This window comes from Microbacterium sp. NPDC055521, from assembly GCF_053619695.1.
This window is the reverse complement of sequence record NZ_JBSHJX010000002.1, coordinates 351,690-362,662: the sequence shown is the minus strand read 5'-3', so window position 1 is coordinate 362,662 and position 10,973 is coordinate 351,690. Positions and strand designations below refer to the sequence as shown.

The 10,973-nt window shown below is 71.6% G+C and carries 9 protein-coding genes; 7 read left to right on the top strand and 2 right to left on the bottom strand.

Going from position 1 to position 10,973, the window contains the following annotated elements:
* Positions 1-138: 138 nt before the first annotated feature.
* Complete coding sequence (locus tag ACWGSM_RS03565) at positions 139-1,338, bottom strand: aminotransferase class I/II-fold pyridoxal phosphate-dependent enzyme (RefSeq protein ID WP_452321583.1); 1,200 nt, start codon at positions 1,336-1,338, stop codon at positions 139-141.
* 98 nt (positions 1,339-1,436) lie between these two features.
* Between ACWGSM_RS03565 and ACWGSM_RS03560 the strand changes: the two genes are divergently transcribed.
* The 3 genes from ACWGSM_RS03560 to ACWGSM_RS03550 are packed head-to-tail and all read left to right on the top strand — an operon-like array spanning position 1,437 to position 5,787.
* A complete protein-coding gene (locus ACWGSM_RS03560; RefSeq protein ID WP_452321582.1) occupies positions 1,437-3,047 on the top strand; it encodes a trypsin-like peptidase domain-containing protein in 1,611 nt (536 codons plus the stop codon).
* Positions 3,048-3,100: 53 nt separating this feature from the next.
* The gene (locus ACWGSM_RS03555) at positions 3,101-4,354 is read left to right on the top strand and encodes a CDP-glycerol glycerophosphotransferase family protein (protein ID WP_452321581.1); all 1,254 of its coding nucleotides are present in this window, start codon (positions 3,101-3,103) and stop codon (positions 4,352-4,354) included.
* Positions 4,351-5,787, top strand: coding sequence for a CDP-glycerol glycerophosphotransferase family protein (locus tag ACWGSM_RS03550; RefSeq protein WP_452321580.1), 1,437 nt, complete (start codon positions 4,351-4,353; stop codon positions 5,785-5,787). The genes ACWGSM_RS03555 and ACWGSM_RS03550 overlap by 4 nt, the downstream gene beginning before the upstream one ends.
* 103 nt (positions 5,788-5,890) lie before the next feature.
* Here ACWGSM_RS03550 and ACWGSM_RS03545 read toward each other — a convergent pair whose 3' ends face one another.
* Positions 5,891-6,910, bottom strand: a complete 1,020-nt coding sequence (locus tag ACWGSM_RS03545) for a glycosyltransferase family 2 protein (protein WP_452321597.1) — start codon at positions 6,908-6,910, stop codon at positions 5,891-5,893.
* Positions 6,911-7,027: 117 nt separating this feature from the next.
* Between ACWGSM_RS03545 and ACWGSM_RS03540 the strand changes: the two genes are divergently transcribed.
* The 4 genes from ACWGSM_RS03540 to ACWGSM_RS03525 are packed head-to-tail and all read left to right on the top strand — an operon-like array spanning position 7,028 to position 10,924.
* Positions 7,028-8,251 (top strand): hypothetical protein, encoded by a 1,224-nt coding sequence (locus tag ACWGSM_RS03540; RefSeq protein ID WP_452321579.1) that lies wholly within the window; start codon positions 7,028-7,030, stop codon positions 8,249-8,251.
* A gap of 31 nt (positions 8,252-8,282) precedes the next feature.
* Entirely contained in the window at positions 8,283-9,548 is a 1,266-nt protein-coding gene (locus ACWGSM_RS03535; RefSeq protein ID WP_452321578.1) for a CDP-glycerol glycerophosphotransferase family protein, read from the top strand.
* Entirely contained in the window at positions 9,548-10,321 is a 774-nt protein-coding gene (locus ACWGSM_RS03530; RefSeq protein WP_452321577.1) for a biotin--[acetyl-CoA-carboxylase] ligase, read from the top strand. The genes ACWGSM_RS03535 and ACWGSM_RS03530 overlap by 1 nt, the downstream gene beginning before the upstream one ends.
* Before the next feature lie 57 nt (positions 10,322-10,378).
* Positions 10,379-10,924, top strand: coding sequence for a PH domain-containing protein (locus tag ACWGSM_RS03525; RefSeq protein ID WP_452321576.1), 546 nt, complete (start codon positions 10,379-10,381; stop codon positions 10,922-10,924).
* Positions 10,925-10,973 lie beyond the last annotated feature (49 nt).

The window sequence follows — 10,973 nt, the reverse complement described above, 5'->3', positions numbered from 1 at the left end:
CTCCAGATGTCGGACCGATCCGCGTGAAGCGTCCGACATCTGGAGTGTCGGCCCCCGGAACGTATCGGCCCGCGGCGCCCGTGGCGGCACGGGCCGGGCGGCACGGGCGGGGCGGCACGGCCGGCGGGGCCCGCGCCGTCAGCGCAGGGCGGACAGCCGGCGGCCGGCCTCCTCGATCACGTCGACGCGCTTGCACGCGGCGAAGCGCACCAGACCCGCGTAGTGCCTGTGGCTCTCCGGCGCGACGAACGCGCTGATCGGGATCGCCGCGACCCCCGCCCGCTCCGGCAGGGCGCGACAGAACGCTGCGGCGTCCGCACCGCCCAGCGTCGTGGCATCCGCGACGGTGAAGTAGCCGCCCTGCGGGGCGAACACGTCGAAGCCGGCGGTGCGCAGCGCGTCGCCGAGCAGCTCGTGCTTGCGCAGCATCGTGGCCGCCGCCTCGTCGAAGTAGGCATCGGGCAGTCGCAGCCCCACCGCGATCGCGGGCTGGAATGCGGATCCGTTGACATAGGTGAGGAACTGCTTGACGGTCAGCACCGCGGTGATGAGAGCGGCCGGTCCGTGCACCCAGCCGATCTTCCACCCCGTGGTCGAGAACGTCTTGCCCGCCGATGAGATCGTGAGGGTGCGCTCGGCGGCGCCGGGCAGCGTGGCGATCGGCACGTGAGGCGCGTGGAACGACAGATGCTCGTACACCTCGTCGGTGACGATAACCGCGTCGTGCTGCGCGGCCAGGCGCACGACCTCGGCCCGCACCTCGGGCGTGAACACCGCACCGGTGGGATTATGCGGATCGTTGACGAGGATCATCCGGGTGCGGTCGTTCACCACCGCGCCCAGTTCGTCGAGGTCGGGCTGGAAGTCGGGGCGGCGCAGCGCGACGGTGCGCAGCCGCGCACCCGCCAGCGCCACGGCGGCCGCGTACGAGTCGTAGTACGGCTCGAAGACGACGACCTCGTCGTCGGGGCCATCGATGAGCGCGAGCAGGGTGGCGGTCAGCGCCTCGGTCGCACCCGCGGTCACGAGGATCTCGGTGTCGGGATCGACCTCGAGTCCGTAGAAGCGGCGCTGATGCTCGCTGACCGCGGCGAGCAGATCCGGGATGCCCCGGCCGGGCGGATACTGATTCGCGCCGTGCGCGATGGCATCCCTCGCCGCCTCCAGCACCTGCGGCGGACCGTCTTCGTCGGGGAATCCCTGGCCGAGATTCACCGACCCGGTTCTCACCGCGGCGGCCGACATCTCGGCGAAGATGGTGGGGGCGACCCGTCCGTCGGGGGAGAGCAGACCGGCGCCCGCGGCAGTGCGGCGCCATGCTCCTGATATGACATCCATGCAGAACAGGCTAAGACCATAGGCGAATGTCATCGGCGGCATACGAAACGCACAGACTCGGTTGTCACTCTGATAGGGCATTGGAGAAGGAGCAGAAGATGAACGACAACAGCACCCCGGACCAGCCCTCGAACCCCGAGGCCTCGGCTCAGACCCCGTCGTCGTCGACGCCGGGGCAGCACGTACCCTCGCACTTCGGCTCCGACCAGGCGCGGTGGCAGGCCCCCGCGTCGCCGCAGTCGGGTGCGCCGTACGGCACGCCGCCTCAGCCCGGCGGAAGCTTCGGGCACGCCGCCCAGCCGCAGCCCGGCGCCGCCCACCCGGGCGCCGCTCCGTACGGCGCCGCCCAGCCGGCCGGCACTGCGTACGGCGCCTCCCAGCCCGGGATGCCCCTGCCACCGCACCCGACGGGATCGCCGTCGCCCTCCGAGCAGCCGACGCTCAGCCTCGATCCGACGCTGGTCGCCGCGCCGACCGCACAGACCGGATCGCACGATCCCGGGCAGAGGAAGGGCGGCGCACCGGTGAAGGTCGCCGGCCTCATCATCGCCGCGGCGCTCGTCGGCGGGGTCGCCGGGTTCGGCGGCAGCGCCATCGGCACGGCCGTGTTCGACCGGCCCGCATCGGAGTCTGCGAGCGGGCCGCAGAGCGTCACCGTCAACAACCCCGGCTCGGTCAACGAGACCACGGCCATCGCCACCGAGGTGCTGCCGTCGGTGGTCACGATCGAGGTCGCGGGTTCGAACGAGTCGGGCAGCGGATCCGGGGTGATCCTCGACAAGGAGGGCCACGTGCTGACCAACACGCACGTGGTCACCCTCGGCGGCGCGGCCGCCGACCCGACGATCCGCGTCACCACCTCCGACGGTCGCATCTTCCAGGCGAGCGTCGTCGGCACCGACCCGGTGTACGACCTCGCCGTCATCAAACTCGACGGTGCGAAGGACCTCACGCCGATCGAGATGGCCGATTCGAGCAAGCTCAACGTCGGCGACACCGCCGTCGCGGTGGGCGCCCCGCTCGGCCTGTCGAACTCGGTCACCACCGGAATCGTCAGCGCACTGAACCGCAGCATCGAGGTCGCCTCGTCGGCGCTTCCCGACAGCTCGTCGCAGCCCGACAGCGAAGGCGAGCAGGGTGGCAGCGGCAACCCGTTCCAGTTCGACATCCCCGGCCTGGGCCAGCAGCAGGCGAAGCAGTCGATCTCGATCTCCGTGATCCAGACCGACGCGGCCATCAACCCCGGCAACTCGGGTGGTGCGCTCGTCGACAGCAAGGGAAGCCTGATCGGCATCAACGTCGCGATCGCCACGGCCGGCGGCTCGTCGTCGTCGAGTGAGGCCGGTTCCATCGGCCTCGGCTTCGCGATCCCGTCGAACATCGCCAAGCGGGTCGCCGACGAGATCATCGCCGACGGCGCAGCCACCCACGGTCTGCTGGGCGCCACCGTGCGCAACGCGTCGAGTGTGAAGGACGCGTCCGTCGCCGGCGCCGTGATCGACACCCCGACGCCGGGCGGTGCGGCGGAGGCGGCCGGACTGCAGCGCGGAGACGTCGTCACCCGGTTCAACGGCGTGCCGATCTCCAGTGCCAGCGACCTCACCGCTCAGGTGCGCGCCGCGGCCGCCGGCAGCGACGCGACGCTGAGCTACGTCCGCTCCGGCAAGACCTACGAGGCGAAGGTGACGCTGGGCGAGCTCAAGCTCTGAGCCCTGCCAGCCGACTCCCCGAGAAGGACGCCGCCCCGCGATAGGCTCGCGAGGTGGCGTCCTTCTCATTCGGCTCCGGCAACGCGGCGAAGCTGCTCGTGATGCCGCTGTATGCCGCGGGACGCATCGCAGCGCTGCTGATCCCGCGCGGCGACAGATGGGTGTTCGGCTGCGGAGCCGGCGTCGGCGACGGAGCCCTCGCGCTGTACCGCGTCGCGGCCGGCGAGGGGCACCGCCTGCTGTGGCTCGCGCGCTCCGCGCGGGATGCCGATGGCGCCAGAGCCCTGGGCATCCGCACCGTCCCGCGCGACGGCATCCGCGGCTGGTGGGCGACGATCCGCGCGGGCGTCATCGTCGTCACACACGGGCTCGGAGACGTGAACAGATACGGCAGCAGCGACGCGTTCGTCGTGCAGCTCTGGCACGGCATCCCGCTCAAGCGCATCGGGCTCGACTCGCCGGTCACCGCGCAGGTTCCCCCGGGAATCCCCGGCGCCGCTGTGCTGCGCCGGCTGCTGACGGCGATGTACCGCGGCGCGGCGCAGCGCATCCAGGTGCTGCCCGCCGCATCCCATCGCTCGCGCGGCCGGCTGGAATCGGCCTTCGGGCTCGGCGACGACCGGGTCGTCGTCACCGGCGAGCCGCGTGTCGACGTGCTCTCGCAAGGCTCCGACGCGCAGCGGCGCGCCACCGCCACCACGCTGCTCACCCGCACCGGTCCGGTTCTCACCGGTCAGCGCGTGCTGCTGTACGCGCCGACCTGGCGCGACGGCGCCCCTGACCCTGCGGTGCCCAGCGCCGCGCAGTGGCTCGAGATCGTCCGGCTGCTCGAGAAGCACGACGCCATCCTGTTCATCCGGTCGCATCCGCTCGGCGCCGGCGCGTACGCGCCGCCGTGGTCGAGCGGACGGGTGCGGATGCTGAACTCCGACCTGCTCGTCGATGTCACACCGGCGCTGCCGCGGGTGGACGTGCTCATCACCGATTACTCGTCGATGGCCTACGACGTGGGTCTGCTGGCGATGCCGGTCGTGTACCTGGCCCCGGATGCCGAGCAGTACGCCCGTGAGCGCGGCTTCTACGGCCGGTACTCCGACGTCGCCGGAGACGATCACGCCGCCGACTGGCCGGCCGCTCTCGAGCAGCTCGACGCCGTGCTCTCGGACGACGCGGTCAGGGCGGAGCGCTCGGCGCGCTCGGCCGAACTCAGTGCGCACATGCACGCGCATCGCGACGGGCGGAACGCCCGTCGCGTGTACCAGGCCATCCGCGCGCGCGGCATACCCGCGCCGAAGGGAGCACGATGACCACGGCTCGCATCGATGAGCAGACGCAGACGCTCATCATCTCGGGAACCGGCGCCCGCCCGGCATCCGCCTGGCTCGTCGGGCCGCGAGCCCGTGTCGCCGCCCGGATCACCGGCGGCGGCAAGACGTGGAAGGCGACCCTGCCGCTGCAGACCTCGCGCTGGGGCGGAGCAGCGCTGCCGCTGCCCGCCGGAGCGTACCGGCTGACGGTGGAGGGCGTCGACGTCGACGGCGTCGAGATCGAGCCCACCCTGCTGCCGGGTCTGCGCATCGAGGTGCACGGACCGGATGCCGTGATCGCGGCGCCCATCGCTCCCATCTACGAGACCCCGGAGGGGCAGCGCACGCTCGAGCAGCGGTACGCGTCGCAGATCGGCGCCGGTGAGAACGCGGTCTTCTTCGAGAGCTTCTACGGCCAGACCGCCGGGTGCAATCCGCGCGCGATCGACCGCGTGCTCGCCGAGCGCGCACCGGCGGTGACCAGGTACTGGAGCGTCACCGACCTGTCGGTGGAGGTGCCAGAGGGCGCGGTGCCTGTCGTCGAGGGTGGCCCGGACTGGTGGCGGGCCCGCGCCGAGTCCCGCATCCTCGTCGTCAACGACTGGCTGCGGCGCCGGTTCGTGCGCAAGCCGGGGCAGATCGTGCTGCAGACCTGGCACGGCACGCCCCTCAAACGCCTCGCGCTGCACCGGCCCGGCTTCGACCCGCGACGCATGGCGGCGGTCATCAAGGAATCCCGCCGGTGGGATGTGCTGCTCGCGCAGAACCCGTACGCGGCACGCATCCTGAAGAAGGCGTACGCGTTCTTCGGCAAGCCGATCTGGGTCGAGGGCTACCCGCGCAACGACGTGCTCGTGAACGCAGACCCGGCTCCCGTCCGCGAGGCCCTGGGCATCGGCGCCGACGAGCGCGTCATCCTCTACGCACCCACCTGGCGCGACGACCGCTCCGAGATGGTGGACTTCGTCGACCCGCAGCTGCTGGCCGAGCAGACCGACTCGGTCGTGCTGGTGCGCGGGCACTCGCGCACCATCCAGCCGGGGCGCGACCACACCGGCGCCAGGGTCATCGACGTCACGGGATACCCCGAGACGGCCCGGCTGCTGCTCATCGCCGATGTGCTCGTCACCGACTACTCGTCGGTGATGTTCGACTTCAGCGTCACCGGCCGGCCGATGTTCTTCCTCGTGCCCGACCTGCAGCACTACCGCGGTGAGCTGCGCGGGTTCTACTTCGACCTCGCCGAGCGCGCCCCGGGGCCGCTCGTGCACAGTCAGGACGAGCTGGTGCGTGCGCTCGACGAGCCGGAGGTGCCCGAGGCCTACCGTGAGCGCTACGCCGCGTGGCGTGCGCAGTTCAACCGGCGCGACGACGGCCAGGCCGCGGATCGCGTCGTGTCGCGCATCCTCGACCAGGGATGGCTCACCGCCTGACCTCCTGGGTCCCTGAGCCTGTCGAAGGGCCGCGCCCCACCCCTGACACCCGACCCCACATGGGTCCCTGAGCCTGCCGAAGGGCCCGCGCCCCACCCGACAGCTACGGCAGCGGCGTGTTCCGCGATCCCAGCCGCGACGCGTCGACCGTGTCGCCGGCACCGCGCAGCGCGCCACCGATGAAGCCGAGCCCCCACGAGAGGTGCATGGTCGGCAGCACGGCCATCGTCCACAGTCGCTGGCGCATGCCGCCGGGGCTCACGAGGCCGACGCCGATGACCAGCAGGGCGTACGCGATGAGCGGCAGGTAGATCACCGACGCGACCACCGCGGCGACGCCGCGCAGCACCCCGAGCAGCTGCAGGATGCCGATGAGCACCGCCATCGCGGTCACGACGACCAGAACGGGCGGCGCGAAGAAGCGCAGTCCGTTGCGCCGCCCGAAGCGGCGCACCAGCTCGCCCCGCCACGCGCCCGTGGCACGGAACTGCCGGGCCAGCCGCGACCAGCTCTCGCGCGGCCAGTACGTGACCGACAAGGCGGGGTCGAACCACACCAGGTGACCCGCCTGCCGGATCCGCAGGTTCAGCTCCCAGTCCTCGCCGCGGCGGATCGTCTCGTCGAACAGGCCGACCTGCTCGATCACGTCTCGACGCATCACGCCGAGGTACGCCGACTCGGCCTCGCCCTCGTGCTCGCTGCCGTGGTACGCCCCGCCGCCGAGCCCGACGGGGGAGTTGTACAGCCGCGCGACGGCTCGCTGGAACGGGGTGCGCCCGTCGGCGCGCATGATCCCGCCCACGTTCGCGGCGCCCGTGCGCTGCAGCGTCTCGAGGGCGCGGCGGGCGTAGCCGGGAGACAGTTCGGAATGCGCGTCGACGCGGATGATCGTGGGGTGCCGGCTGGCGCGGATCGCGGCGTTCAGGCCGACGGGGATGTGCGCTGCGGGATTGTCGACCAGGATGATCCGCGGGTCGTCGTCGGCGAGGCGTCTGGCCAGCTCCGTCGTGCCGTCACTGGACGGTCCCAGCGCCAGCACGAGCTCGGCAGGACCGTCGATGTCCTGCTCGAGCACCGAGCGCACGGCGTGCTCGAGGTAGTCGCGCTCGTTCAGAACCGGCATCACGAACGAGACGCCGGCGGAGGTGATCCTGTCGTCATCCTGCACGTGTCGATCATGTCATGCGCCTTCGGCGGGTCAGCACGGACGATTCGGAGGTTGCCTCGATAGCGTCCCGGGATGGACGTTCTCCGAGATGCGAAGAAGGCCGTCCGGCTGGTGCGGCGTGAGATGCGGCTGCGCCAGGCGCGGCGGAACGTGCGGGAGGCGCTCGCCATCAGACCCGCCCTGCCGGCCGGTCACTTCCGCATCGCGGTGTACTTCGCCGACACCGAGGTGAACATGTACCAGATCCGTCAGTGGTACCGCCCCCTGCAGCGCCTCGCCGACCGGCACCCCGTCGTCGTGCTCTCGCGCTCTGCGCGCGGGGCGGAGGCGCTGCTGCGCGACGACGCGCTGCCGGTGGCCTTCGTGCCCGAGGTCACCGACCTCGAGGCGTTCCTCGCCGAGCAGGACATCCGCATCGTGCTCTACGTGAATCAGAACACGCGCAATTTCCAGATGTTCCGCTATGGCCGGCGCATCCACGTGTTCATCAACCACGGCGAGTCCGACAAGGTCTACATGAGCAGCAATCAGTACAAGGCGTACGACCACGCGTTCATCGCCGGGCAGGCCGCGCGCGACCGACTGCTCGACGCGCTGTGGGAGTACGACGTCGACGCGCGCACGAGCATGATCGGCCGGCCGCAGGCCGACCACTTCGCCGGTGACGTGCCGTTCACGCCCGATGAGCGCACGGTGGTGCTGTACGCGCCGACCTGGGAGGGTGACCGGGCGTCGATGGCGTACGGGTCCGTGCGCACGCACGGCGTCTCCCTGGTCGAGGCCCTGCTGGCCACCGGCCGGCACCGGGTGATCTACCGTCCGCATCCGCGCACCGGGGTGATGGATGCCGAGTACCGCGCCGCGAACGAGCGGATCATCGCGATGCTGGCCGAGGCGAACGCCGCCGATCCCGCCGCGCACCACGTGCACGACCACGGCCCCGACATCGGCTGGCAGCTCTCCGTCGCAGACGTCGCCGTGCTGGATGTCTCGGCGATGATCTACGACCGCCTCGCCACCGGGCGGCCGCTGCTCGTGACCCGCCCGGTGAGCGCGGAGGCGGAGATCGACGAGAGCGGCTACCTGTCGGCCTGCGAGTGGCTGAGCGCCACCGCCGCGCGCACCGAGGCGGTGGCCGAGATCGAGCGCGTGCGCGTCGACGCGGAGGCGATCGAGCGTCTCGGACGCTGGTCGACGCGCTACTTCGGCGACACGTCGCCGGGAGCCGCGACCGCGCGCTTCGAAGCCGCGATCGATCGGCTCTGGGACGCCGCCGCCGGGCATCCCGACTCCTGAGGGCGGTCGCTACCGCCGGTATCCTGGAGGGATGGGTGTGGTCTCAGACGGCAAGAAGGCGTATCGACTGCTGCAGAAGGCGCTGACCTCCCGATCGGCCGTGCAGCGGGTGAGGCGCCGCCTCATCGCACAGGGCCCCCACCCGCACGGTCACTACCGCGTCGCGGTGTACTTCGCCGACGGCGCGGTCAACATGTACCAGATGCGTCAGTGGTACCGCCCGCTCGCCGAGCTCGCGAAGCGGTGGCCCGTCGTCGTGCTCGCCCGCAGCGCGACCGGCGCAGAGCGACTGATCGCCGAGGACGCCCCTCCGGTCGCCTTCGTGCCCACGGTGCGCGACCTCGAGCGGTTCATCGCCGAGCAGGACATCCGCGTCGTGCTGTACGTGAACCAGAACACCCGCAACTTCCAGATGTTCCGCTACGGCCGCCGCTGGCACGTGTTCATCAACCACGGCGAGTCCGACAAGATGTACATGACCACGAACCAGTACAAGGCGTACGACTACGCCCTGATCGCCGGTCAAGCAGCCCGCGACCGGCTCAGCCGCACCCTGTGGGACTACGACCTCGACACGCGCACGATCGAGATCGGCCGGCCGCAGGCCGATCACTACTCCGGAACCCTGCCGTACACCCCTGACGAGCGCATGGTCGTGCTGTACGCGCCGACCTGGGAGGGCGATCGCCCTTCGGCGCACTACGGCTCGATCTCGTCGCACGGCGAGATGCTGGTCACCCGGCTGCTCGCCACGGGGCGCCACCGGGTGATCTACCGTCCGCATCCCCGCAGCGGCGTCGTGGACGACGAGTACGGCGCGGCGCACCGCCGCATCCTCGCCGCGATCGAGCAGGCCAACGCCGCCGACCCCCGCGCGCAGCACGTGCACGACGACGGCCCCGAGCTCGGCTGGCAGCTGGCGGCCGCCGACGTCGCCGTGGTCGACATCTCGGCGATGGTGTACGACCGGCTCGCCGCGGGCAAGCCGCTGCTGATCACGCGCCCGGCCGACGAGCGCGCCTCGATCGACACCACCGGGTACCTGTCGGCGTGCGAGTGGCTCACCGTCGACGGCGCCGGGCGCATCGTCGAGGAGGTCGAGCGGGTCGCCGCCGACGACGAGGCCGTCGCGCGGCTGCGCCACTGGGTGCAGCACTACTTCGGCGACACCACCCCGGGCGCCGCCACCGCGAAGTTCCACGGCGCGATCGAGCAGCTCATGCAGAAATGGGACGACTGGCACGCGCGGGAGGTCGGCCCCGCGGCATCCGGCACCGATTCCGGCGGCGACATCTGATGCGGCTGCCCCGCGCGCATGCGCTCGCCGACCCGCTCATCGTGCTCGACTCGTGCGGCTCGACCAACGCCGAGATGCGCGAGCGGCTCGCCGACGAGCGGCTCGCCGACGAGCGGCTCGGGCATCTCGCCGTGGTCGTCACCGACTCGCAGACCGCCGGCCGCGGGCGGCTGGATCGAACCTGGACGACACCACCGGGCGCTGCGCTCGCCGTGTCGGTGCTGCTGCGCGATCTGCCCGCCGACGGCGACGCGTGGGGCTGGCTGCCGTTGGCGGCGGGAGTGGCGATGACGGATGCCGTGGCAGCGCAGCTGCCGGCGCACGACGTGGGGCTGAAGTGGCCCAACGACGTGCTCGTCGACGGGCGCAAGATCTGCGGCATCCTCGCCGAGGTCACCCCGCACGGCGTGATCATGGGCAGCGGCGTGAACACGGCCATGACGACCGACCAGCTGCCCGTGCCGACGGCCACGTCGTTCGCCGCGCTCGGGGCGGAGGCCGACATCAACCGCCTGCTCTCGGACTATCTGACCTCCCTGCGCGACCGGGTCGCCGAGCTGGCCCGGGTCGGCGCCATCGCATCCGGACTCCACCGCGACGCCGAGAGGCGCTGTCTCACCCTCGGCCGTGACGTCGAGGTGACCCTGCCGCACGGCGAGACGCTGCGCGGCCGCGCCGTGCGCCTGCAGCACGACGGATGCCTGGTGGTCGACGTCGACGGGGCCGAGCACGCCGTGGCATCCGGCGATGTCGTGCACGCCCGACTCGCCTGAGCCGACGCGCCCGGCGGGCCTTCCGCGTACCCGCGCCGCCGCAGGCACAATGGAGGGGTGACCCAGCCCGTGACCCTCGGAGGCAGGCCGAACATGCCGCCGCCGGGTGCGCCCGCCGAAGAGCTGCTCGTGGCGCGTCTGCGCAGCCAGGCCCGCCGGCTGTTCTGGCCGGCTGCGCTGCTGATCGCCACCGCCGGCGCCACCGGCTACCTCTACGACAACCTGCCCGCCCCGTTCGAGAACTGGATGCTGCTCGCCGCGGCGGGCATCGTCGTGCTGCTGCTCGTGGTGATGCCGTTCCTGTTCTGGATCTCGCGCACCTTCACGATCACCACCCGCCGGGTCATCGTGCGCGACGGGCTCGGCTCACGCCGCCGCCGCGAGCTGTCGCACATACGCGGCTACTCGATCAGCATCCGCCGCGGTCCGCTGCAGCGGATGTGGGGTGCGGGGACGATCACGCTGAGCAACGGCTCCGATGAGCCGGTGCGGCTGGTGAACGTGCCCATGGCGAGCCTTGTGCACGAGGTGCTCGCCGATCAGGTCGAGGTGAATCAGATCCTCGCCCACCGCGACGCGCAGACCGCGAGCCGGGGGTACTGAGCCTCGATCGTCTTCCGGCCGCGACGGAGTGCGCGAGAATGGAGGCGAC

What these genes read in the sequence shown, in the direction of transcription:
- ACWGSM_RS03560 (WP_452321582.1), top strand. Translation starts at nt 1,437, where the DNA reads ATGAACGACAACAGCACCCCGGACCAGCCCTCGAACCCCGAGGCCTCG.
- ACWGSM_RS03565 (WP_452321583.1), bottom strand. Translation starts at nt 1,338, where the DNA reads ATGGATGTCATATCAGGAGCATGGCGCCGCACTGCCGCGGGCGCCGGT.
- ACWGSM_RS03550 (WP_452321580.1), top strand. Translation starts at nt 4,351, where the DNA reads ATGACCACGGCTCGCATCGATGAGCAGACGCAGACGCTCATCATCTCG.
- ACWGSM_RS03540 (WP_452321579.1), top strand. Translation starts at nt 7,028, where the DNA reads ATGGACGTTCTCCGAGATGCGAAGAAGGCCGTCCGGCTGGTGCGGCGT.
- ACWGSM_RS03545 (WP_452321597.1), bottom strand. Translation starts at nt 6,910, where the DNA reads ATGCCGGTTCTGAACGAGCGCGACTACCTCGAGCACGCCGTGCGCTCG.
- ACWGSM_RS03535 (WP_452321578.1), top strand. Translation starts at nt 8,283, where the DNA reads ATGGGTGTGGTCTCAGACGGCAAGAAGGCGTATCGACTGCTGCAGAAG.
- ACWGSM_RS03530 (WP_452321577.1), top strand. Translation starts at nt 9,548, where the DNA reads ATGCGGCTGCCCCGCGCGCATGCGCTCGCCGACCCGCTCATCGTGCTC.